Origin of the sequence: Marinobacter sp. THAF197a, from assembly GCF_009363275.1 — a bacterium.
Taxonomy (GTDB): domain Bacteria; phylum Pseudomonadota; class Gammaproteobacteria; order Pseudomonadales; family Oleiphilaceae; genus Marinobacter.
Genome location: NZ_CP045324.1, coordinates 2745415 through 2769073, shown reverse-complemented (window position 1 = coordinate 2769073; position 23659 = coordinate 2745415). Strand labels below are relative to the sequence as shown.

The 23659-nt window shown below is 53.1% G+C and carries 24 protein-coding genes; 21 read left to right on the top strand and 3 right to left on the bottom strand.

The genetic code is table 11. The features are described 5' to 3' along the window. Nucleotides 1-7 precede the first annotated feature (7 nt). Together FIV08_RS12880 and FIV08_RS12875 are read left to right on the top strand one after the other, a co-directional pair. On the top strand, nt 8-406 hold the full coding sequence (locus FIV08_RS12880; protein ID WP_152438607.1) for a hypothetical protein: 399 nt from the start codon (nt 8-10) through the stop codon (nt 404-406). A gap of 91 nt (nt 407-497) precedes the next feature. Beyond that, complete coding sequence (locus FIV08_RS12875) at nt 498-782, top strand: hypothetical protein (protein WP_152438606.1); 285 nt, start codon at nt 498-500, stop codon at nt 780-782. 66 nt (nt 783-848) lie between these two features. Here FIV08_RS12875 and FIV08_RS12870 read toward each other — a convergent pair whose 3' ends face one another. The 3 genes from FIV08_RS12870 to FIV08_RS12860 all read right to left on the bottom strand — a co-directional run bounded on the left by FIV08_RS12870 (nt 849) and on the right by FIV08_RS12860 (nt 3969). Continuing rightward, the gene (locus FIV08_RS12870) at nt 849-1856 is read right to left on the bottom strand and encodes a putative solute-binding protein (protein WP_152438605.1); all 1008 of its coding nucleotides are present in this window, start codon (nt 1854-1856) and stop codon (nt 849-851) included. Between the two features lie 49 nt (nt 1857-1905). Beyond that, complete coding sequence (locus tag FIV08_RS12865; protein WP_228715415.1) at nt 1906-2991, bottom strand: hypothetical protein; 1086 nt, start codon at nt 2989-2991, stop codon at nt 1906-1908. A gap of 90 nt (nt 2992-3081) precedes the next feature. Next, on the bottom strand, nt 3082-3969 hold the full coding sequence (locus FIV08_RS12860) for an EAL domain-containing protein (RefSeq protein ID WP_152438604.1): 888 nt from the start codon (nt 3967-3969) through the stop codon (nt 3082-3084). A 763-nt stretch (nt 3970-4732) separates the two neighbouring features. Here FIV08_RS12860 and FIV08_RS12855 point away from each other — a divergent pair. The 19 genes from FIV08_RS12855 (at nt 4733) to FIV08_RS12765 (ending at nt 23584) form a co-directional block, all read left to right on the top strand. Further along, nucleotides 4733-6214, top strand: coding sequence for a capsule assembly Wzi family protein (locus FIV08_RS12855; protein WP_152438603.1), 1482 nt, complete (start codon nt 4733-4735; stop codon nt 6212-6214). Nucleotides 6215-6383: 169 nt separating this feature from the next. Next, nucleotides 6384-6749: a GxxExxY protein gene (locus tag FIV08_RS12850; protein WP_058089948.1), complete on the top strand. Its 366-nt coding sequence runs from the start codon at nt 6384-6386 to the stop codon at nt 6747-6749. A 177-nt stretch (nt 6750-6926) separates the two neighbouring features. Further along, a complete protein-coding gene (locus FIV08_RS12845) occupies nt 6927-9419 on the top strand; it encodes an SLBB domain-containing protein (protein WP_152438602.1) in 2493 nt (830 codons plus the stop codon). A 134-nt stretch (nt 9420-9553) separates the two neighbouring features. Then, nucleotides 9554-10492: a Wzz/FepE/Etk N-terminal domain-containing protein gene (locus FIV08_RS12840; RefSeq protein ID WP_152438601.1), complete on the top strand. Its 939-nt coding sequence runs from the start codon at nt 9554-9556 to the stop codon at nt 10490-10492. 150 nt (nt 10493-10642) lie between these two features. After that, nucleotides 10643-11398, top strand: a complete 756-nt coding sequence (locus FIV08_RS12835) for a Wzz/FepE/Etk N-terminal domain-containing protein (protein ID WP_152438600.1) — start codon at nt 10643-10645, stop codon at nt 11396-11398. A 20-nt stretch (nt 11399-11418) separates the two neighbouring features. Then, the gene (gene rfbB, locus FIV08_RS12830) at nt 11419-12492 is read left to right on the top strand and encodes a dTDP-glucose 4,6-dehydratase (protein WP_152438599.1); all 1074 of its coding nucleotides are present in this window, start codon (nt 11419-11421) and stop codon (nt 12490-12492) included. Nucleotides 12493-12564: 72 nt separating this feature from the next. After that, nucleotides 12565-13413 (top strand): dTDP-4-dehydrorhamnose reductase, encoded by an 849-nt coding sequence (gene rfbD / locus FIV08_RS12825; RefSeq protein WP_152438598.1) that lies wholly within the window; start codon nt 12565-12567, stop codon nt 13411-13413. A 20-nt stretch (nt 13414-13433) separates the two neighbouring features. Then, complete coding sequence (locus FIV08_RS12820) at nt 13434-13886, top strand: hypothetical protein (protein ID WP_152438597.1); 453 nt, start codon at nt 13434-13436, stop codon at nt 13884-13886. Continuing rightward, nucleotides 13876-15195, top strand: coding sequence for a hypothetical protein (locus FIV08_RS12815; protein WP_152438596.1), 1320 nt, complete (start codon nt 13876-13878; stop codon nt 15193-15195). The genes FIV08_RS12820 and FIV08_RS12815 overlap by 11 nt, the downstream gene beginning before the upstream one ends. 120 nt (nt 15196-15315) lie before the next feature. Next, the gene (gene rfbA / locus FIV08_RS12810; protein WP_152438595.1) at nt 15316-16188 is read left to right on the top strand and encodes a glucose-1-phosphate thymidylyltransferase RfbA; all 873 of its coding nucleotides are present in this window, start codon (nt 15316-15318) and stop codon (nt 16186-16188) included. A 9-nt stretch (nt 16189-16197) separates the two neighbouring features. Beyond that, a complete protein-coding gene (rfbC, locus tag FIV08_RS12805) occupies nt 16198-16764 on the top strand; it encodes a dTDP-4-dehydrorhamnose 3,5-epimerase (RefSeq protein ID WP_152438594.1) in 567 nt (188 codons plus the stop codon). Next, on the top strand, nt 16761-17168 hold the full coding sequence (locus FIV08_RS12800) for a sugar 3,4-ketoisomerase (protein WP_152438593.1): 408 nt from the start codon (nt 16761-16763) through the stop codon (nt 17166-17168). The genes rfbC and FIV08_RS12800 overlap by 4 nt, the downstream gene beginning before the upstream one ends. Then, on the top strand, nt 17165-17917 hold the full coding sequence (locus FIV08_RS12795) for an N-acetyltransferase (protein WP_152438592.1): 753 nt from the start codon (nt 17165-17167) through the stop codon (nt 17915-17917). The genes FIV08_RS12800 and FIV08_RS12795 overlap by 4 nt, the downstream gene beginning before the upstream one ends. Further along, entirely contained in the window at nt 17899-18318 is a 420-nt protein-coding gene (locus FIV08_RS12790) for a MaoC family dehydratase (RefSeq protein WP_152438591.1), read from the top strand. Before FIV08_RS12795 ends, FIV08_RS12790 begins: the two co-directional genes overlap by 19 nt. 35 nt (nt 18319-18353) lie before the next feature. After that, nucleotides 18354-19382 carry an IS630 family transposase gene (locus tag FIV08_RS12785; protein WP_054645368.1) on the top strand — a complete coding sequence of 343 codons (1029 nt, stop codon included), beginning with the start codon at nt 18354-18356 and terminating at the stop codon, nt 19380-19382. 69 nt (nt 19383-19451) lie between these two features. Then, complete coding sequence (locus tag FIV08_RS12780; protein ID WP_152438590.1) at nt 19452-20558, top strand: DegT/DnrJ/EryC1/StrS family aminotransferase; 1107 nt, start codon at nt 19452-19454, stop codon at nt 20556-20558. Nucleotides 20559-20561: 3 nt separating this feature from the next. After that, a complete protein-coding gene (locus FIV08_RS12775; RefSeq protein WP_152438589.1) occupies nt 20562-21815 on the top strand; it encodes an O-antigen translocase in 1254 nt (417 codons plus the stop codon). 185 nt (nt 21816-22000) lie between these two features. Beyond that, nucleotides 22001-22966, top strand: coding sequence for a glycosyltransferase (locus FIV08_RS12770; RefSeq protein ID WP_152438588.1), 966 nt, complete (start codon nt 22001-22003; stop codon nt 22964-22966). Nucleotides 22967-23392: 426 nt separating this feature from the next. Then, nucleotides 23393-23584 (top strand): hypothetical protein, encoded by a 192-nt coding sequence (locus FIV08_RS12765; protein ID WP_152438587.1) that lies wholly within the window; start codon nt 23393-23395, stop codon nt 23582-23584. Nucleotides 23585-23659: the final 75 nt, after the last annotated feature.

Genomic DNA, 23659 nt, shown 5'->3' with positions numbered 1-23659 from the left:
AGACGCTATGGCTATTGTTCTGGACGGAACAGTCGCAATCCAGAGAGATCAGAGCGGTGATGTCGCCAACGTGATCTGGTTCCTCTATGGCCTGCCGGCTTCCGGCGGTGCGCCCAATAATGCCGTATTCCTGAACGAATCCTTTGGTAAGGCCTCGCCGCAGATGGTTTCGTTCGAGCTGGATGGCGAAGAGTACGTGGTCTATGCCGACTGGCAGTCGTCTTCGGATGTGCATCAGGGCCATGAAATCAAAGCCTTCTACAAAACCTACGGCTACATCCTGATCTCCTGCCTGCGCGACGACATAGCCTCAGACGAAGGTCTGATACGACGGGAGTGGATTACTCCTGTAAAGTATTATGAGGATTATGTGACAATGGTCAGCGAATTAGCCAAAGTAGGCTAATATACTAAGCTGATAATACAGAAAGGACGTATGTATTTATTGAAAGAATCAACGCAACTCAAATGGTTAATTTGAGACAGTGGAGAGCATCATGCGCCAGGAATACCAGAACGCCTACCTAAACGCTGTCCGAGCCATGGCAGAGAACGGAATGACCGTGCAGCTACTCAGTGGTCGTGAGCTCAGGGCACGCTCTGGTGAAGCCGAGGCGCAAACCTCTGAACGTTACATGACCCAGGAATTCAGCCGCCAAGTGGCAGCGGTATGCCACGGCTCCCTGGCCTTGTCAGACATCAGCGCAGAGCAGTTGATCAAACGCGATCAGGGCGAAACCAAAACCGCCACCACCACCCAGCGCGCCAAAACCACCTCGTAAACCAAATTGGGGTCAGACCCCCGGACATTTCACCTCATCAAATGTCCTGGGGTCTGACCCCAAAGTTTATTCCCGATTAGCCGCCGTGCATTCGGCGGCACCCGGATTGCTTGCGCAGCGGATGTTCGCCATCAGCTTGAGCATGCGTGGGTCGTAGACAGTTGGGGCGCGGTTCACACCATCGCGCATTTCCAGGCGGTTTTCACGGAACATTTCCTGGTAACCCACAATGTCTTGCTGCGGGATCTTGATCCACTTTTCATCGGGAATGGCGGATTCCTGGCTTTCAATCAGGTTCATCACCTGCGGGTACATGCCCCAGGCCGCTTCCCGGGCTTTCTGGGCCGTGTCGCTATCCACCACGCCTTCACGGGCAATCAGTTGTACGGTCAGCTGGGCCAGCGGGTAATCCACCACGCCACCATCAGGCTCAATACCCTTGTACAATTCCAGGGCCTCATAGGCGAAGGCCGGCGCGTAGGCGGTGTCTACCGAGCCATTGTTGAACTTGCCGGCAAAGTTAGTGATGTCGGAGGGCACCACGGTGGCCTTCACGTAGTTAACCATGTGGATAGCGTCTTTCTGGTAATCCAACGTGGCCATCCTCTTCCCGGCCAGGGCGCCAGCGGTGTTAATGGAGCGGTCATTGACGAACAGGTAACCGGCACCCACCGGGAAAATGCCCAGCACTTCATAACCATCGCTCTGCATAAAGTTGGCGGCTTTCGGCTGGGCCAGCGTGGCCAGCAAGGTTTCCAGGTTATCGTAGGTGGGCAGGGCGCCCACGGCGCTGATCGAACCGGTGAACTTGTTGAATGGCCGGGTTCGCAGATCCGTTGCCGCGACCGCATCGCACTGGCCGGCGTTGAAATCGCCCACGGCCACGCCTTCATCGGTGTAGGGCTTCAGCTCAAGGTTCACGCCCAGGGATTTCACCTCCAGGGCATAATCCTTCATCACGTTGAACACATCGCCGTTGGCACCGATCACATCAAACACACACACAGACATAGTATTGGCCGAGGCCAGGGGCGCAGCACAGGTGAGTGCCAGGGCTCCGATAAACTTACGCATGGTTATTACTCCCGTCAGACATTGTCTTTGTTTTCAGTCAGTGACGACCCTAAAGAAGGTCGTCCAGATCCATTGTTTGGGTTGATCGGTTGGACGATACCGGCGACAGACTACCAAAAGAATTGGACGGTGTGCGGTAGCCATAGTTGGCAGCCCATTGTTTATCCGAAGAATGCAGCAACACCCGCCGGGCGACGCTGTCCAACAGTTGATAGGCGGAAGACACTTCCATCTCCGATTCCGCATCGGCGGCAGCCCGAATGGCGCTCTTCAGCACATCCGGCCGGCCAAAGGTTTCTGCTGCCACCACTTCCAGGGCACTGGCTACCCGGAAGCCCCGGTCAAAGCCCAGCTCCCGGCTGTGTTCCAGTACCTGCCACGGGTCTGGGGACATCGGTGGGCGGGTATCCGGCAGCAACAGCCACACCAGGGCCCGCACCGCATTGGGCACGCCGCCCCACTTTTCATTCTCTACACAGCGCACAGCCCGCTCGGCCTGCGGGGCAATGTTGCGCGGAATACCCGCCATGGCGCCGGAATTGGCATCGTTTACGATGGCCTGCATGCCGGTGACCAGGCCCATCAGAAAGGTCAGTTCATCCTGATCATCAAACAGGAAAGGGCACTCCAGGGGCTCTGCACCCGGGTCAAACTTATAGGCGGCCATGGCGCGTTCAAACGCCAGCAGGCGACGGTGGGCAATTTCCGCGTTCAGCCGCTTGACCTGTTCGCGCGCATCCCGCGCTTCGTTCACATTGCCCTCGTGGTTAGCGCGAAGGTACGTGATCTCCGCCTCCATGGCGTTGTATTCAGAGCAGTTCGCCGCCAACAGCATCAGCAAGGCGCCGGTGGTGTCGGGCGGGGAGGTTACGCGGGAGAAAGAGTACACCAGCGGGTCCAGGGACAACCCCAGTGCACAGGCCATCTCCGGGTCTTTCATTTCCAGCACATAAGGAGTGGCTTCGCCCTCCGCGTAGTTGGAGAGCACAATGCCCGTGGTGGTGTACACCGGGTTGGCTGAGCAGCCGGCCAGGGTAAGGGCCGCACTGGCAAGCAGAACCTTCTTGCCAGCAGAGAATGCACCCAGCGCCTGGGCGCTACGTTCACGTAAGCGATGGATCAAGGCCTTTGTCATGGGCTGCCTCTTGTTGTAATTGTTGGATGTGTTGGTCTGTTATCGGTTTTCTTACATTAAATTAATCGAATGGACTAATTCATGCTTAATTCATTTTGGCAAATTATGGACAAGTCCCGGGGCAAGATCAACGGCCTCGAGGGCGCTGTGTTCCTCATTGGTGGCCGTCAGCAACCGGCTTGGGGTGTAGCCCTGCACGAACTCCACCGCATCTGAAGCGCTCAGGGGCGGGCACAGCCAGTAGCCCTGGCCGTAATCGCAACCCAGGGTGCGCAGCGTCTTCCATTGGTCCCGGCATTCGATACCTTCCGCCGTTACCGTCAGCCCTGCGGCCTTGGCCTGCTCAATCATCTGCCCCACATGGCGAATGCCGGCAACCGTGTCGAGTTTGGCGGTATCTTCCCGGTCGATCTTCAGTTCCGCCACCGGCAGCGTGCCCAGGCGTTCATGGTTGTTGAAGCCGGTGCAGAAATCATCCAGCGATACCTGAATGCCGTGGCCGGAGAGCGCTTCCAGCGTTTGCGCCGCCGCCAACGGGTTATGGAAAGGTGCGGTTTCGGTCAGCTCGAACATCAGCTTGGGCCGGGGTGATTCTGCCAGCAGCCAGGTAACCGAGCGCAGAAAGTCTTCATCCTGAACGCTCATGGCAGACACATTTACCGAAATAGGGAAGGGGCTCCAGCAAAGGCGGGTAAGGGCAGACCAGGAACGCCAGGTTCGAAGCGTGCGCTCCAGAACGTGGAGGTCCAGCATCGGGGCCAGCCCGTGCTGTTCCGCCAGGGGCACAAACTGATCCGGAGCCTGCCGGCCAGACACCACCTCTGGCCACCGCACCAGCACCTCAATACCGCCCAGCTTGCCATGGCTGAACGCCACCTTGGGCTGAAATACCAGGTCAAACCCCACAGACCGGATGACATCCCGAATCCGTGTTGCAGAATCAATCTTACCGAGCTCAGAAACCGCGCATTCCGGCATGACACACCTTCTTGTTATCGAATGAGGTTGCGTATTCTGACTATACAGGTGCAGAACAGGCCAGGGTTATGGCGTAAATGGCACACGACAGTGGGCGGCTTGGCCAATCGCTCGACCGAAATAGAAACCGCTGACGTTATTCCATAAAAATCCACAGAAAAGGATGAAAAACGAAAAAACATCGTATAGCATAATAAATGCGAACTAAAGCGGGGTTTCCGGCCCCACTCGTAGTCCTCCTCCGAACGCTTTGGTTCGCTCAGTCTCGGAACGCTGCAAAGCTGTACTCCGTAAAGCGTGTTGCCGACCTGACCGAGACTGAAGTCGCTTGTTCTGTTTGCCCGCCACTGCCGCGGGCTTTTTTTTGGGTCTGCCCCAAGGGTCTGTCCCCGAACGGGGACTGACCCCCTTTTGCCCGTCCATGCCACCCAGTTAGAGCCCATGGGTCCAAAATGGGTCAGTCCCCATCCGGGGACAGACCCCGGGGGTCCAAAATGGGTCAGTCCCCATACGGGGACAGACCCTTAGATAAGTCGCTGAAAACGTGACCAAGTTACTTGCATTCCCAAATTTTTGACAAACTTTAACGCCCCAATCTGTCCACAAAATACTCAGTCAGCCTTTTTGTCACTTGCGTGTAATCCAGCATCCCGTAGAATCGTCACACTTCTGAAATACACCATAAACAACCTGACAAGGACCGCGTTAGGAACTTTCCTCCCGCTTTTTGGTTATATCCTTGTCTCAAGATAATTAGAATTCTATGACCTCAAAACACTGGGCCCTGGTCGGTGGGGCGGTAGCGTGCCTGAGCAGCCTCTCCATTGCGGCGGCCCCCTGGCTGGAACCGGGCGACCCCCGGGCCCGTTTTGCCGTACAGAAACTCGCAGACCGTGGCCACCTGGACCGCTCCGTAACCACCTGGCCCATCAACTGGTCAGCACTGGAAAACGGCACCCAAACCAGCACCAACGCCGACCTGCCATCCGTCGGCATGGCCAGCGCGTATTTAAGGTTTGAACAGGAACAACAAGCTCAGCCGGGGTTCCGGGCAGAATTCAACGTAAACGCCCAGTCAGACATCCCGGCTTTCACCGGATTTCAGAACAACGCCCTGGCCAAAGCCGGCACCTCTTTCAATCTGCAGTGGCAAGGCAACGCCTGGGCCGCAGGCATCAAACCCGCCTACGCCCATGATCCGGACGACGACGAAGAATTCCGCCTGGACGGCAGCTATCTCGCTACAACCGCAAGTAACTGGGTATTCGGCGCCGGTGCCATCGACCGCTGGTGGGGTCCGGGTTGGCAATCCAGCCTGATACTCTCCAACAACGCCCGGCCGGTGCCCTCGGTTTGGGTTACCAGGAACGACCCCGCCGCCTTCGAAACACCCTGGCTAAGCTGGCTCGGCCCCTGGAACGCCACCCTGCTAACCGGCCAGTTTGAAAAAGACCGCGCGGTACCCGAAGCCAAACTCATCGGCATGCGCTTCAGCTTCCGCCCCGTAAACGGCCTGGACATCGGCTTATCTCGCGCCATTATCTTCGGTGGGGAAGGGCGGCCAGAGGGCGCTTCCACCATCTGGAACGCACTGATCGGCCGCGACAATGGCCAGCTGGAAGAAGATGACCCCGGCGACCAGCTCGGCAGCATAGACATCCGCTACGGCTTCAGCATCGGCCAGCAAAGCATGGGCCTTTACATGGAGATGATGGGCGAAGACGAAGCCGGCGCCTTCCCCGGAAAGAAATCCTGGTTAATGGGTGCAGATTGGACCAGCCAGCTATTCAATGCCGATCAACAATGGTTTCTGGAATACGCAAACACCCTGGCCGACGACTTCATGGGCAGCGCTGTGCCCAACGTAGCCTTCGAACACAGCCGCTACCGCACCGGCTACCGCCACTACGGCCGTAACATGGCCGCCAGCTTTGAAGGCGACGCTGTAGCCGTCACCTTGGGCGCCTACCACTTTCTGCCCGGCGGCAGCAACATCACCGCCAAAGCCAGCTACGCCGAACTCAACAAAGACGGCAGCACCAGAGTAGTCGCCCCCAACGACAAAGTGTTCTACACCGCCCCGGCAAACAGCCAGGATATAGCAATACTGCAGCTCGGCTACGGCACCCAGGTACTCAACGGCTGGCTAGACCTGAACCTCCAGGCCACCGACAAAAAAGTCGAATACATCAGCGGCAAAAAAGACCAATTCGCCGCCTCAGCCAGCTGGACTTATCGGTTTTAAAGAGTGTTAGCCACGGACGGCACGGACACTCACGGACAAAAGATCTGAAAATTTTTATTTCGTCCGTGTTAGTCCGCGTCGTCCGTGGCAAAAAAATTAGTAACCTCCAAACCATCGGTGAAGAAGCAAGGCCTAGCCACGGACGGCACGGACAGACACGGACTAAAAAATGTTACTTGAGGAAGAGCTGACTTATCGAATTCAGGGGTGTGTATTTGAAGTTAATAAACACCTTGGTCATGGGTTTCTGGAGAGCGTTTATCACAACGCGATGCTCCATGAATTGCGATCCGCAGGGTTGGCGGTTGAAACGGAAAAGCCAGTCTCCGTTCTGTACAAAGGTGAGTCAGTAGGCGAGCACCGCCTTGATCTCGTTGTAGAAAGTAAAGTAATTCTGGAGCTTAAAGCCCAATCCCGCTTGAACCTGGGTGCTGAAGCTCAGCTTCTGAACTATATGAAAGCCTCGCGCATCCCGCTTGGCATGCTGATAAATTTCACAGCCCCGAGAGCGACTATTAAGCGGCTCGTTCTCTAGAACCAAGAGATTAGCCACGGACGACACGGACACGCACGGACAAAAAAACAGTTCTAATCTTTTTGTCTTTTTGTCTTTTTGTCTTTTTGTCTTTTTGTCCGTGTTCGTCCGAGCCGTCCGTGGCAAAAAACTTATTAGTCACCCAAAATTCAATACCAAAACCGGAACACAAGCCCCGTGAACCTGAAAACCCTGTTTCTCCCTCTAGCGTTGCTAATCCCCCTGGCCACCCAAGCCCAATCCATCAGCCAGGCCCAGCTTGACCAGTTCAAGCAACTCCCAAGGGCCCAGCAGGAAGCCCTGGCGAGCCAATACGGCATAGACCTGAACAACATCACCGGCAGCCAACGCACCAGCCAGCGCCCGGAACAGGTTAACGTAGTAGAGCCAGTCACCACCATCACCGATGAAGAACGAGACCGGGCTCGCGAGCAAAGAGAGCAGGAAGACAAACAAATCGCCAAAAACGGTGGCCTCAAGCCCTACGGCTACGACCTCTTCGCCGGCAGCCCCACCACCTTTGCGCCAGTAACCGAAATCCCCGTACCCTCCGATTACACCCTGGGCCCGGGCGACGTGCTGCGCATACAAATGTGGGGCAATCAGAACCAGAACCTGGAACTGCCCATCAGCCGCGATGGCACCATCAGCTTCCCGGATTCCGGCCCGTTCACCGTGGCAGGCCTGAGCTTCGATGAAGCCCGCCAACAAATCCGCAAGCGGGTATCTGAACAGTACATCGGCGTAGAAGCCTCCATTACCTTGGGCGAACTGCGCAGCATGCGGGTGTTCGTTCTGGGTGAAGCCCGCAACCCCGGCTCCTACACCGTCAGCTCCCTGTCTACCATCACCAACGCCCTGTATGTCTCCGGCGGGGTAAAGCAAAACGGCTCCCTGCGTAACGTACAACACAAACGCAACGGCAAACTCGTCGGCACCCTGGACCTGTACGACCTGCTCCTAAAAGGCGATAGCAGCGCAGACAACCGCCTGCAGCCGGGCGATGTCATCTTCATCCCGCCCGTAGGCAAACGCGCCGGCATAGAAGGCGAGGTATACCGCCCGGCACTTTACGAACTCAAAGGCGACAACACCCTGGCCGACCTGGTGCGCATGGCTGGCGGCCTCACCCCACAGGCCTATCCCCAGCGAGTTAACATCGAGCGTACCAACCAGGATTTCCTGCGCATCATCGCAGAGGCAGACTACACCGCCCAACAGGGCCAGAACGCACGCGTACAAGCCGGCGACCGTGTTCGCATACCGTCTATCTCAGACATCACCGGCCAGTATGTAGAAATCCAGGGCGCCGCCACCCGCGCCGGCAAGTTCGCCTGGATGCCTGGCATGCGCCTGAGCTCCATCATCCAGAACCTGGACACAGACCTGCAGCCAGTAGCCGACAAGCGCTTCGCCGCCATCGTGCGCACGGATAAGAGCACAGACAGCATTTCTGTACTCAACCTGCGCCTGCGCGAAGCCATCACCCGCCCCGGCAGCGAACACGACATCGCCCTGGAAGAAAAAGACCGCATCCTCATCTTCTCCGATGCTGGCAAAGTGCAGGGCGGGGAAGACGGCCAGAACTTCACCCGTGAAAGCCTGTTCACCCCGGTACTTCAGCGCCTGAAAAGCCAGGCCAAACCCGGTGATCCCCAACAGACCATCCGCATCAGTGGCCCAGTGCGTTACCCCGGCGAATACCCCATGCCCGCTACCCGCAGCCTGGCAGATGCCATCTTCGTAGCCGGCGGCCTGAAAGACTCCGCCTCTCTATATCAAGCCGAAGTGGCCCGTTACACCACCGATGATGATGGCATCGGCCAGACCAACATCCTCAACGTGAACCTGGCAGACGCCATGGCCGGCAACGCAGACGTCAGCCTGCAAAGCCGCGACACCATCCTGATCAAATCCATCCCGGATTTCGCCAAAACTCGCACTATCACCCTGGCTGGTGAAGTCCGTTACCCCGGCGAATACACCTTCCGGGATGGCGAAACCCTGAAAGACGTGCTGCAAAGGGCAGGGGGCCTGACCAGCAACGCCTTCCCCCGTGGCGCCGTATTCACCCGCGAAAAACTCCGACGGCTCGAAGAGCAGCGCCTGCGTGAAGCCGAAGAACGCCTGCAAGGCGATTTGCTTGGCGTACAGCTGCAAGGCGACAGCTTCGGCGGCCAAAACGCCGAGCGGGTACAGCAAGTACAAGACCTGCTGGAAGAAGTGCAAAACAGCCGCCCAGTCGGCCGAATGGTCATAGACCTGGCCGCCGTCCTGGAAAACGAAAACTACCAGGCCATCCGCCTGCAAGATGGTGACCGCCTGACCATACCCACCATTCCGCAGTCCGTCTCCGTATTCGGCGAAGTACAATTTCCCACCAGCCACCTGCACCAGGCTGGTCTCACAGTGGATGACTACCTGGAACGGTCCGGCGGCCCAACCCGCCAGGCAGACGAAAGCCGAGTCTACGTAGTAAAAGCCGACGGCTCAGTGACACTTCCCCAGCGCAGCCGCTGGTTCGGCGGAAGAAGCCAGCAACTAGAACCCGGCGACACCATCATCATGCCGATCGACGTAGACCGCCTGAACCAACTCGAACTCTGGACCAACGTAAGCCAGATCGTCTACCAAATGGCCCTGGGCGCCGCCGCCGTCGGCAACCTGTAAAGCGTGAGCCACGGACGGCACAGACCTTCACGGACAACAGAATCTTTTGTCCGTGCAAGTCCGAGTTGTCCGTGGCTAAAAGATCATTGGGTCAGGCCCATAAGGCACCCAAGCTAAACCAAGGAACAATATCCGTGGCCGAACAAACCACAACACATTACCCAGACGACGAAATAGACCTAAGAGAGCTCTTCGCCACCCTATGGCGAGGCAAATGGCTAATCATCGCCTGCACCATCATCTTTGCAGTTGCCGGCGTAGCTTACGCCCTCTCCAAACCCAACATCTACCAGGCCAGCGTTCTCCTGGCTCCTGCCCAAGACGACAGCAAAGCCAACGGCCTACCGGGCCAACTCGGCGGCCTGGCCAGCCTCGCCGGCATTAACATAGGCGGCGGAAGCTCCAACAAAACCGTTATCGCAAAAGAGACCCTGCAATCCCGAGCCTTCCTAACGGACTTCATCCATCGCCATAACCTGAGTGTGCCGTTAATGGCATCGAAAAGCTGGAGCATGAGCGCGCAGGAATGGGTGATAGACCCATCAATCTACAACCAACAAACCGGCGAGTGGCAACAAGACAAAGACGGTGAAAGCCTGAAACCAACAAACTGGGATATGGTAAAGCGCTTCCGCGAGCTGCTGAGCGTGAGAGATAACAAAGACACCGGCCTGGTGACGGTTACCATCGCCAGTGAGTCCCCCGTCGCGGCGAAACAGTGGCTGGAGTTATTGATCAAAGACATTAATGAACATATGCGCCAGCAGGATGTGCGTGAGGCAGAGGCCAGTATTGCCTATCTGGAGGGCAAGCTCCGTGAAACCAACATCTCCGGCATGCAGCAAGTGTTCTATCAACTGATCGAAAACGAGACCCGAACCGTGATGCTGGCTAACGCCCAGCGCGAATACGTGTTCAAAACAGTAGACCCCGCCGTCATTCCCCAGGAAAAAAGCGAACCGAAACGGGCGCTGATCGTCATACTTGCTGTTATGTTAGGTGGAATGCTGGGCGTATTCGGTGTTTTTGTAAGGGCGTTTGTCCAAGGTAGCGGGCAGTCTAACAAGGCGTAACTGAAAAACAGGACGGCGTAGCGTAGAATTCGTGCCTATTTTTTGGGGAGCACGCTAAATTGCAAAAGCAGGACGAGCCTGAAGCACAAGATACGGCCAGTGGGGCGGTAGCGTGCCAGACAAACAAGATAACGAATTCGGAAACGCCTGATGAACACAACGCAAAACCAACGGTATGACGACGAAATAAGCCTGATTGACCTGGCCGCCACCTTCGTAAAACGCCGTCGTATTTTCTATACGGTCTTCCTAGTATGTATTTTGGCAGGTATCGCTTACGCCTTTGTGACAGAAGAGACCTATCAGTACACAAGCCTGATCCAGATCGCTGAGAAAGGGTCAGAGAAGTTTCTTGAGCCACCTGCAACCACCATCGCCACGCTGGAAAGCCGCTGGCTACCAGAACAAGAAGTGATGTACCGGTCAGAGAATGATGCGAAACTGCCATTCACAACAAAATTCGCCAACCCCGAAAACACTGGCCTAATCAGGTTAACTTCTGAATCCTCGCCAAAGTACGCAGAGGATGTGAAATCGGTTCATCAATACCTGATTGAGCAGGTTCAGCAACGGCATAATGGACTTCTTGAGCGCGAGAAACGAAGCCTGGAGAGCCGTATGCGGTCTATCGATCAATCAATCGAGGTGCTCAAAAGCGGGCAGGATACCGGGCAAGCCCTGGCGGAGGCTTTTGATAGGAAGACCAGGCTTCAGAGTGACCTTGAGGCCCTGAAATCCACCGAAACACTGGTTTTGGCAAGGCAAAGCGCCGACAAAACCGGCCCGGCAAGAAGCCTGATTGTCGTTCTTGCCGCGTTGCTAGGCCTGATTGGCGGCGTGTTCCTGGCATTTTTTACCGAATTCATCATTGCCGTCAGGTCCCAGTTGGGCGCAGATATCGAATAAATCCGGAAAGCGATCGAATTATGAAATTATTAGTAACAGGCGGCGCCGGCTTCATAGGCTCCGCCGTCATCCGTCACATCATCAACAACACCCAAGATGAAGTGGTCAACCTGGACAAACTCACCTACGCCGGCAACCTCGAAAGCCTGTCTTCGGTCAGCGATAACCAACGCTATGCCTTCGAACAAGTCGACATCTGCAACCGAGCTGAAGTAGACCGCGTACTGGCCCAACACCAGCCAGACGCCATCATGCACCTGGCCGCCGAAAGCCACGTAGACCGCTCCATAGACGGCCCGGCAGACTTCATCGAAACCAACATCGTAGGCACCTACACCCTGCTGGAAGCCACCCGCCAATACTGGCAGGCGCTGGAAGCCGAAAAGAAAGCCAACTTCCGCTTTCACCACATTAGCACAGACGAAGTCTACGGCGACCTGCCGCACCCAAGCGAAACGCCCAACGCGGAACAACACCTGTTCACCGAACAAACGGCCTACGCCCCAAGTAGCCCCTACTCAGCCAGCAAAGCCAGCTCTGACCACCTGGTACGAGCCTGGCAACGCACCTACGGCCTGCCGGTACTGGTCACAAATTGCAGCAACAACTACGGCCCCTACCACTTCCCGGAAAAGCTCATCCCGTTGATGATCCTCAACGCCCTGGAAGGTAAGCCGCTCCCGGTCTACGGCAAAGGCGACCAAATCCGCGATTGGCTATTCGTCGAAGACCACGCCCGCGCCCTCTACAAAGTCGTCACCGAAGGCAAACCCGGCGAAACCTACAACATCGGCGGCCACAACGAAAAACAGAACATCGAAGTGGTACACACTATCTGCGACATCCTCCAGGACCTCCGCCCGCAGGAACGCAGCTACCGGGACCTGATCACCTTTGTGCAAGACCGCCCCGGCCACGACATGCGCTACGCCATAGACGCCAGCAAAATCCAGAAAGAGCTGGGCTGGGCCCCGGAAGAAACCTTCGAAACCGGCATCCGCAAAACCGTCCAGTGGTACCTGAATAACCTAGACTGGTGCCAACGAGTGCAAGACGGCAGCTATCAGCGCGAGCGGCTAGGCGTAGCGAGTTAAAATTTTCAGACCAATGAACCAAGGCCTCGACGGGGTCTGTCCCAGCGTGGACTGACCCCAAACACCAATACCATGAAAATACTCCTGTTAGGAAAAACCGGCCAAGTCGGCTTCGAACTCCACCGAACCCTCTCCCCCCTGGGCCCCATCACCGCCCCGGGCAGAGAAGAGCTCGACCTAACCAACGAACAAGCCGTAAATAACTACCTGGCCCAAACCAGACCAGAGCTGATCGTAAACGCCGCCGCCTGGACAGCCGTAGACGCCGCCGAAAACCAGCAAGCCGAAGCCCAACGCCTCAACGCCGGCTTACCCAAACAGCTTGCAGAATACGCAAAGGCCAACAACGCACGCTTGGTTCACTACAGTAGTGATTACGTCTACCCCGGCACCGGCACAACCCCGTGGCAGGAAGCCAGCCCAACCGGCCCCCTGAGCGTATACGGCCAAACCAAGCTTGAAGGCGATGAAGCCATCCAGCAAAGCGGAGCGGACCACCTCATCTTCCGCACCAGCTGGGTATACAGCGCGCGCGGCAACAACTTCATGAAAACCATGCTGCGCCTGGCCGAAAGCAAAACCGAACTCAACATAGTGGCAGACCAGATCGGCGCTCCCACGCCGGCAAGGTTAATTGCACAGGCAACCACTCTGGCGATACATGGCCAGCTGGCCAAGGGTCTCTACCACCTGGCCCCAAGAGGCGAGACCAGCTGGCAAGGCTTCGCAAAAGAAATCTTCCACCTGGCAGGGCACAACATAAAAGCAAACCCCATCCCAACCAGCGATTACCCAACCCCAGCCCAAAGACCGCTGAATTCAAGGATGGAAGTCACCAAACTCGAACAAGCCCTTAGTATCCAGCTCCCGACCTGGCAAAGCCAACTGACGCTGACACTGAGTGAATACCTGAAAAATTGATCAAAGGAGCTCTCAAAGGAATGAAGCCACGCCGCAGCCGATTCAACCCCAAGCGCAAGCTGAAAACGACGCTTACAGGAGATGAGCGCATAGCTCTCGCCAAAACGATCAAATACGGCGGAAACCCGGAACACAAGCGCAACCCTGGAAATTTTGGCCTGACGCCGCCTGCGGACCCAAGGCCCCATAAAACACTCTGCGACGATTGTGGTATCTTTGATCAAGAGATAGCGGAATCGCTTTTGTCCGAGGGTGCCGCGAAAGGAATGGTGAGCGTTCAAATGAAGGGTGAATTACCTCAAAATATTTGGGCTGTTACGAGCGATGGGTATCCGGTTGAAGCACAGCTCGAAAACCGGGTTCAAGGCACTTATCATGGTTATCCGATGCCAGAGACAGACCCAATGAGAGATGAAGTCCTCGCCCGCTGGTCCCAGCAGACCACCGGCGGAGAGCCAGATCATGCGATTTGACATTGAGTGGATTGAACACCAGCAGCAACCAGCGTCCGAAGAACGGCTGACCCGGTGCCATCTGGGGTTGACGTTCAGCGATCAGCAACTCTTTCGCCATGAGAATCTGCTCGGCGAGCACCAGGTAAGGGATTCAATCACGGTCTCAGCCTACCCGCTGGCGCTCTGGTTTGCTGCAAACTGGTGGCGGTTAAGATGGGAGCCGAACCGCACTACGGACGGCGCACCTGCTCTGCACGACTGGAAAATGAGCCACATGCTCTCCGCTGCTGGCGACGGTTACGCATGGCCCAACCTTACATTCAGTTCTGATGGTGAGAGTATTCTGGTTAACCTGAAGCCCAGCCGGGAGAGCACCGGGCCGGTGCGTTACATTGAAAGGTTCGAAGATTGGCTTGCGGCAGAGGAATACGAAGCGAGTGTTGACCGGTTTATCATCCAAACTCTGGAAAAACTGAACGGCAGCGCTAAACAAACTTCGCTTCATGACCTCTGGCAGACGGTGTGTGAAGAAAGGGCCAGTCCAGTCGTAGCACAACAGCGGCAATTGGAAGCCAGACTGGGCTACGATCCGGAAGAAGCCCCAGAGTTACTTCTGAGCATGCTGACCAGGCTCATCTCGGTCCATGGCAAGGGCGCGATTCAGGAGCTGGCCTGTCTTGGTGGGGACAGGGCCGAGAGAGCCATACATAATGCTCAACAGTGCCTTTCAGCTACAACAGACGCCATCAAGTTACCGATGAAAAGTGTTCGAAAGGTAGTCGAGCTGATTTCAAGCGGTAAACCCGGCCAACCGTGGGAGTTGGGGCAGGACGCGGCTAATAAAATGCGTAGTCACCTCGGGTTAGACAAAGGCCCATTAAATAACAGAAAGCTTGCTGATCTGTTAGAAACACCGCCACAGCTTCTGGAAAATCAGCAGACAGCTGAAAGGTTGCCCATTGGTATTGGTGAAGTAGCGGATAGTGGGAGGGCTAAAGTTGTATTAGGTAGAAAACGTAAAGATGCCCGGCGCTTCATGGCCGCACGACTGGTCGCAGACGGCATCTACGCCGGAGAAACCGGAAACTGGCTACCCTGTACCGATGCAACCACGGTGCGGCAAAAATTTCAAAGAGCCTTCGCCCAAGAGTTTCTGTGCCCCTACAGCGACCTGATTGGTTGGATGAACACCACATCCCCGGACGAAGAACTTATGGAAGCGGCCGCAGACCACTTTGAAGTATCACCACTGATGATCAATACAGTAATGGTAAACCACGGCCACATCCCCCGCTCTGAACTCGAAGCATTCCAGCAAGCCGTCTGAAAATCCGTTATCAGCCACGGAAGAGCACGGGAAAAAGATTGAAATAAAAGATATTTCCTGTGTTTTACTTCTGTGTCCTTCCGTGGATACTGTGTGTCAAAAGTCTTTAAAGGAGTAACAGTGAAAGGCATCATCCTCGCCGGGGGCTCCGGCAGCCGTCTGTACCCAATCACAAGAGGCATTTCCAAACAGCTCCTCCCGGTGTACGACAAACCCATGATCTACTACCCGCTGTCGGTCCTCATGCTGGCGGGCATTCGGGACGTTCTCGTCATTACCACCCCGGAAGACCAGGATGGCTTCAAACGCCTGCTTGGTGATGGTGCCCAATGGGGTATTAAACTGAGCTACGCCGCCCAGCCAAGCCCAGATGGCCTCGCTCAGGCCTTCATCATCGGCGAAGAGTTCATTGGTGACGACAGCGTATGCCTGGTACTGGGAGACAACATCTACTACGGCCAGGGCCTAAGCAACATGCTGCAAACCGCCGCCAAGCGGGAAAAGGGCGCCACTGTCTTTGGCTACCAGGTAACCGACCCCGAACGCTTCGGTGTGGTAGAGTTTGATGACAACCAACGTGCCATCTCCATCGAAGAAAAACCGGCCAACCCGAAATCCGACTACGCCGTAACCGGCCTCTACTTCTACGACAACGACGTAGTCAACATCGCCAAACGGGTAGAACCCAGCCACCGGGGCGAACTGGAAATCACCAGCGTCAACCAGGCCTATCTGGAACGGGGCGATCTGAACGTAGAGCTGCTGGGCCGAGGCTTCGCCTGGCTGGACACCGGCACCTTTGATTCCCTGCACGAAGCCAGCGGCTTTATCGAAACCCTGGAAAAGCGCCAGGGCCTGAAAATCGCCTGCCTGGAAGAAGTCGCGTACCGCATGGGCTTCATCGGCGAAGAACAACTGCTGGCCGAGGCCGAAAACCTCAAAAAGAACAGCTACGGTGCCTACCTGAAAAAACTGGTCAAAACAGCTAAGTAAGCCAACTCTATGAAAATCACCGAAACCAAGATTCCCGCCGTAAAACTCATCGAGCCCAAAGTGTTCGGAGACGAACGCGGCTTTTTCATGGAAACCTGGAACGAAAAAGCCTTCCGCGAAGCCGGCATCAATGCCACCTTCGTGCAGGACAATCACAGCCGCTCTGTTAAAAACACCTTGCGCGGCCTCCATTACCAGATCAAACAGCCCCAGGGCAAACTGGTTCGAGTGACCCGTGGTGAAGTGTTTGACGTAGCCGTAGACCTGCGCACCAACTCACCCACCTTTGGCCAGTGGGTAGGGGAGTACCTCTCTGAAGAGAACAACCGCATGCTCTGGGTGCCACCTGGGTTTGCCCATGGCTTTCTGGTAACCAGTGACACGGCGGATTTTCAGTACAAGTGCACAGACCTCTACGCGCCGGAGCACGAACGCTCCATCCATTGGGCAGATAAAGAGCTTGCGATTGATTGGCCTCTGGACAACAGCGCAGAACCACTTGTATCTCAGAAAGACAAACAGGCCGTTTCCTTTGCGCAGGCTGAAAAGTACCCGCAGCAAGGTGAAAGCGCATGAGCCTGGTGAAATGGATCGATTTCCAGAGCCTTGGTGACGAGCGCGGTAGCCTGGTGGCCGTCGAAATCGGCATGGACAAAGCCGTCCCGTTCGACATCAAACGTGTGTACTACATTTACCACACCGAACTGGGCGTAAGCCGCGGTTACCACGCCCACAAAAATCTCAAGCAGGTTGCCATCTGCGTAGCCGGTAAATGCCGAATGGTGCTGGATGATGGCACAAACCGGGAGGAAGTCTGGCTGGATTGCCCCACCAAGGGCCTGGTGATTGACGATCTGGTCTGGCGAGAAATGCATGATTTCAGTACAGATTGTGTACTGCTCGTGCTTGCCAGTGAACATTATGACGAATCGGATTACATCCGCGATTACGAGCACTTTCTGGAGGTGGCCCGCTCATGAAAATCCATCCGACGGCGATCGTCTCGCCTAAGGCCACAATTGCTGAAGGCGTCATCGTTGGCCCCTATTCAATCATTCACGACAATGTCGTTCTAGGGGCTGGAACTGAAATTCAAAGCTTTTGCGAGTTGGGCGTTACCAATGGTATCTCTGGTGGCGAATTATTAAAGATCGGGCAAGACTCTCTTATAAGATCTCACAGTGTTTTTTATGAGGGCTCGGTGTTCGGAGACGGGCTAGTGACCGGGCACAGAGTTACGGTTCGCGAAAAGACCTTGGCAGGAAAAAATCTTCAGATTGGTACATTGTCTGACATTCAGGGCGATTGCCAAATTGGAGATTACGTTCGATTCCATAGCAATGTTCATATTGGTCAAAAAAGTGAAATTGGTAACTTTGTGTGGATATTCCCATACGTCGTTCTAACCAATGATCCACATCCACCTAGCGAAACACTCATTGGTGCAAAGGTCCACGACTTTGCTGTAATTGCAACAATGAGCGTCGTGCTGCCTGGCGCAGAGATTCAGGAAGGCTGTCTTATTGGAGCGCACTCGTCAATCAAAGGTACGACAGAACCAGACACAGTATATGCTGGTTCACCTGCCAAGAAAATCTGCCCAACTTCTCGAATAAAACTCACTGATGGAAGTGGTGTGGCTTATCCATGGCGAAAGCACTTTAAAAGAGGGTATCCAGAAGACGTCATCAAAGAGTGGGGGGAGATAGGATGCGATCTTGGCGAATAGAAGACCTTCGCGAAGGTATGACGGCGAGTTACTCCCAAACGATTACTGATTATGATGTTAAAGCATTTGCAGGGATTTCCGGAGACCATAACCCCATTCACATCGATGATGAATATGCGGCCAAATCTCGTTTTAAGCGAAGAATTGCTCATGGTTTCCATTCGGCCAGCTTTTTTTCGGCAATATTCGGAACCCAGCTACCTGGGAAAGGCTGTGTATATGCCTCACAAAGCTTGAACTTCAAACGCCCAGTATATCTAGGGGACACAGTTACTGCGTCAGTGACAGTAATTGGAATTGATCTGCAGTCGAAGAAAGTAGACTTTGAAACTGTATGTAAAGTACGGAACAAGGTTGTTACTAATGGGTTCGAAAGTAAGCGAACATCATTTATAATGTAGGCTCCGTTCGCCAAGCTTATCGGATATTTACACACATGCGCCACGATGACGGTCGTAAACTTGATCACAAAACATTAGAAGCCATTCGCGTTCGCGCCGTTCAACGGGTCATGGATGGCGAGAGTCCAGAAGTCGTCATCAAAGCGCTGGGGATGAGCCGAGCACGAATCTATGAATGGCTGGCTGCCTACCGCGAGGGTGGCTTTGACGCGCTCAAGGCCAAGCAGATTTCCGGTCGTCCCAAGAAACTGAGCGGTGCTCAGATCCGGGAGCTGTATATCTGGATAACGACCTTTACGCCGGACCAGTTGAAGTTTGATTTTGCCCTGTGGACTCGGGGCCGAGTGCGTGAGCTCATCCGGCAAAAGTTCAACGTCCGGTTAAGCGATGTCTCGGTCGGTCGTCTGCTTCGAAACCTGGGGCTGACGCCTCAGAAACCCCTGCATCGGGCCTACCAGCAAAAGCCAGAGGCCGTGAAACAATGGAAAGAAGAGACCTACCCGGAAATTCGCAAGGAAGCAAAAAAAGTCGGCGCCACCATCTATTTCGGCGATGAAGCCAGCATTCGGTCTGATTATCACAGTGGCACCACCTGGGCACCCAGGGGTGAAACTCCGATCATCCGTAATACGGGCAGTCGCTTCAGCATCAATCTGATCTCGGCCATCTCGCCTCGCGGCGAGCTTCGCTTTAAGACCATTCAGGGCAACATGAACACCGATGCGTTTCTTGGTTTCCTCAAGGCTCTGGTGCAAGACGTTGACAAGCCGGTTTTCCTGATCCTCGATAACCACCCGGTTCATCATGCTCGTCGGGTTCGAGACTATGTTGAGAGTCTCGACGGCAAGCTCAGGTTGTTCTTCCTGCCGCCGTACTCGCCGGAGCTGAATCCTGACGAGTCTGTTTGGGGCTATATCAAATACCATCACGTCGGTAAAAAGATCATTAACAGCAAAGAACAACTTCGGAGCACTGTTTACCGGCAGCTTCGACGTTTGCAAAAATTGCCACGACTATTGAAATCGTTTTTTGGCCATCCGGATTTGGCTTATATCTCCGGGTAATGTTCGCTTACTTTATTTCGAATTAGTACGTCGGGAACCGCACAAATTTTTCTGCCCGAGGGGTAATCCGTGATTCCGTTTCTTGATCTAAAAGTGATTAACGCCCAATACCGCGACGAACTCGTTGCCGCCGCCACCCGAGTCATCGACTCCGGTTGGTACATCCAGGGCACCGAAGTGAAAGCCTTTGAAGAAGAATTTGCCGACTACTGCGGCAGCAGACACTGCATAGGCGTAGCCAACGGCCTGGACGCGCTCACTCTCACTCTCAGAGCCTGGAAAGAAATGGGCAAGCTGAATGAGGGCGACGAAGTGATCGTGCCAGCAAACACCTACATCGCTAGCATTTTGGCGATCACCGAAAACCGTTTAAAGCCCGTACTGGTTGAGCCGGACGAGGTTACCTTCAACCTGTGCCCTGAAAAAACCGCTGCGGCCATCACCCCCAACACGAAAGCCATCGTTGCCGTTCACCTCTACGGCCAGATATCCCCAATGCGAGAGTTGATGCAACTGGCGGATGAATACGGTTTGTTGATATTGGAAGATGCTGCGCAGGCCCATGGTGCCTCTATAGACGGCCGTAAAGCGGGAAGTTGGGGCCACGCAGCTGGTTTCAGTTTTTACCCAGGAAAAAATCTGGGCGCATTGGGCGATGCAGGGGCGGTAACGACAGACGACGAAGACCTGGCCAAGACTATCCGGGCATTAGGTAACTACGGTAGCCACAGGAAATACGAGAATCTATACCAGGGCGTAAACAGCCGATTGGACGAACTGCAGGCGGCGATGCTCAGAGTAAAATTGGGTCATTTAGATGAAGAAATCAAAAATCGCCGCAAAGTAGCAGAACGCTACAGACAAAATATTAAAAGCCCGAATATCAGGCTTCCCACGGCAACCGATCCTCAAGGCCACGTTTGGCATCTATTTGTGGTTAGCTCACGTAACCGGAGTGATTTGCAAAATCATTTGGGAAGACTGGGTATTCAGAGCCTTATCCATTACCCGATACCGCCGCACCAGCAAAAAGCATATGAGCACTTTAAGCTAGGTGCGCAGCCACAGACAGAATCAATCCATAGAACTGTGCTTAGCTTACCCATTAGTCCAGTTATAACTGAAAAACAGGTGGTGGACGTTATTGAGGCTTGTAATGAATTTGTCGTTATCTGAAAAATGACCTTAATTAAAACAAGTCTACTCAATGGCATCGCAGTCGTGATTAAAATGATCACACTGCTCGGTATAAATAAAGTTTTAGCGATTTATGTGGGGCCTTCTGGCTATGCTGCTTTAGGCCAGTTTCAGAATGCCGTACAAATGATAACTACAATTGCGAGCGGGGCAATCAATACTGGTGTAACAAAATACACTGCCGAATATTACGACGAGCAGGAAAAACAGTATGCCGTCTGGCGCACGGCTGGGACAGTATCTCTGCTTGGCTCATTAATAATGGCAGCCGTGATTATCGTCTTTAATCGGACTTTGGCTGGTCTGTTTCTCAAGGATGAGAGCTTAGGAAGTGTGTTTGTCTGGTTTTCGGTGACTTTGGTATTCTTTGTATTTAATACCTTGTTTTTGGCCATTCTAAATGGCAAAAAAGAAATCTATCGCTACGTCACTGCCAACATAGCAGGAAGTCTCTTTGCTTTAGCAATTACGACCATTATGACGATTCAGCTTGGACTATATGGTGCCTTGGTTGCATTGGCTATCTACCAGTCACTCACTTTTTTTGTAACACTTTCGCTGATCTACAAAGCGAGTTGGTTTAAGCTAAAGTTCTTGATAGGAAGAATAGACCGGCAAGCGGCAAAGAAATTAGCAAAATTTACTGCCATGGCTCTAACAGGCGCGTTATGTGTACCCTTAAGCCATATTCTGATCCGTAACCACATTGGTGAAAATTTAGGTTGGGATGCAGCTGGACATTGGGAGGCAATGTGGAGACTAAGCGCAGCATACCTGATGTTGGTGACCACCACTTTAAGTGTATATTATCTTCCAAAATTATCTGAATTGAAGTGTCCCGCTGAAATAAAAAAAGAAATACTGGGAGGTTACAAGGTAATACTTCCATCTGCTGCACTTTTCGGGCTACTAATCTACTACTTCCGTGACCTGATTATTCACCTTCTATTCTCCGAAGAATTTTCTGAAATGGAAGTGCTCTTCGCCTGGCAACTTGTAGGGGATACATTAAAGATAGGGAGTTGGATTCTGTCTTATCTAATGTTGGGTAAGGCAATGATGAAGCTGTTCATTGTATCGGAAGTATCGTTCTCGATTCTGTTTTTTGTTCTGACAGTAATATTGAGTGATCTCTATTCGCTTGAGGGCGTGGCAATTGCTCATGCGGTCAACTATTTTTTGTACTGGGTTATCATGATTTTCGCTATTGGATATTCACTGAATAGAGTGTCTTGATTTTCTAAATTTCAGATTATTAATATTTATAACATTCTAAAATGTATAAAAAATCTCACTTTAAAAGTGGTAAAGCAATAAATAAATTTCATTTTGATAAGTTTGATGGTTTGTCTTTAATAGAAAAGCTAAGGCATGTTTTTTTGAATGCTGATTAAATTTGATGCTCGGAGAAAAAATTTTAAATGCTGGATAATAGCCACCAGACAACTAATCTCTCGGTAACTATTGTTACCCTCACTTACAGGGATTTTTCTGAGTTAAATAAAACAATAGAGTCGGTATTTGAACAAGATTTTTCAGAAATTGAAAGCGTAGAATACGTTATAGCTGATGACGGATCTGAGAACTTCAATAAAGAATTGGTAGATCTGGCTGTCAAGAAACACCAAAGCAATAACGATACGCCGGTGAAAGTGATAATTTACTCGAATACTAAAAATGTTGGCACAGTAAAATCGTTTAATAAAGCTATATCAATTAGCCACGGTGATATCGTAGTACCATTGAGTGCTTCTGACGAGTTCTACGACTCTATGGCAGTATCATCGATAGTTAAAGAATTCAAAAAATGTAGCGCACCTATTATAACGGCCCGTCGTGAAATCTCGAGTAATGGAGAAAGGCTGGCCATTCGTCCAAATAAACGCTGTGCCGAAAAGTTAAAAAAACAGAGTGTTCCCGAATTGCTAAAAACGTTGGCAATAAGAGGAAATTTTATCAGCGGAGCCTGTACATACTACCGACGGGCATTTCTGGAAGAAATCGGTGGTTTTGATGAATCCTATGTCTTGCTTGAAGATTATCCTTTTTACTTGCGAGCTCTTAACCAAGGCCATGCTATCGGTTTCTTGGATAGCATCACAATGAAGCACCAGGTCGGTGGGGTTAGTAGCCGCAATCAGAAAGAGATGCATCCGGCTCTCAAACACGATTTCAGTGAGGCAAGGAAATGGATTAAGAGAAATGTTCCATTCACAAAATATGAACGTCGAATGTTCAATTTTTTTCAATTAAAAAACACAAAACAGAAAGTACATCCTAAAACAGTGCTTTGCAATTTTGATTGTGTTTTACTCTGGGTGTCTTCGGTACTTTATGAGAAGATTGCAGGCTGGATTTTCGACAGCTCGGGGAATACGAAAACATAAAAAAAGCAATTTAAGGATGCTCTGAACAAGTCTTCAGATTCAGCAAAGATACGTCCGTCGTTAATGGTATAAAATTGATGGAGTATGGGGCAGGCGCCTTCTCCGAAGCCGAGTATCTGTAATTTAATATATACCCGCCAAGGAAGATGTTGGGTATGAGATTGAGTTGATACGTCATTTCGCAGGCCTGAAACTTAGTCGTTTGTCGGGCGCAATCCAGATCCTTAAGCTTCGTCACTTTCTGTAGCATCATTGCCCTGGCAACGTGCCGTTCGAAGAGGTGAACAAGCGGTCAGAGAAATATGGCGTTACGCTGCGTTAAGGTAGTATTTTTTTGGGTTCGACTATTAATTATGCCTTGCTCCACAAAGAACAGCTCAATATAGGGTGATTCAGACTAGAAAGGGCGATGAATGGCACTTCGGTATGAAGATGCGCATCGCTGTAGGTGGCACGCTGGGGCTTACCCTCAGCATTGGTGCCAGCATAGTCGACGTTCATGAGATTATGCGATGGGGCAAACTGCCGCAAGATAAAGCAGGTGTTTCGCTGCTTGAATGTCTGCTGTTGGGGGCTGTTGAGAAACAGCAATCGGATTCACTTGCTAGTCGTATTTAGCAACCTGCTGATCGGTGAAAGATACCTGCAGGCTTGAGAGCTGGCTTGACTGCTTCGTGCCAAAATGGCGGTAAA